At 34.7% G+C, this 288-nt stretch carries 1 protein-coding gene; it reads left to right on the top strand.

Translation table 11 applies throughout. The features are described from left to right. Positions 1-246 (top strand): IS3 family transposase (locus tag PZE06_RS28985; protein WP_275792535.1); only part of this gene is annotated, 246 nt, incomplete at its 5' end. Positions 247-288 lie beyond the last annotated feature (42 nt).

Genomic DNA, 288 nt, shown 5'->3' with positions numbered 1-288 from the left:
GGCCAATCTATGTCTAGAAGAGGAAACTGTTGGGACAACGCCCCTCAAGAGTCATTCTGTGGTCATCTAAAGGATGAGGTAGACTATCAGTCTTGTAAAACATTAAAAGAATTAAAGGCAAAAATAAATCATTATATGGTTTACTATAACAACTATCGATATCAGTGGGACTTAAAAAAGATGACCCCTATTCAATATAGGAATCATCTTCTAGTTGCTTTATCTCTTTTTTTATTGTGTCCTTGACATAGGTGCCAGTTTAGAATGGGTACTCTTTTTTGATCTAAA

The organism is Robertmurraya sp. DFI.2.37 (assembly GCF_029211245.1).
In the GTDB taxonomy this organism is placed as follows: Bacteria; Bacillota; Bacilli; order Bacillales; family Cytobacillaceae; genus Robertmurraya; species Robertmurraya methanolica_A.
This window is presented reverse-complemented; position numbering and strand designations above follow the sequence as displayed.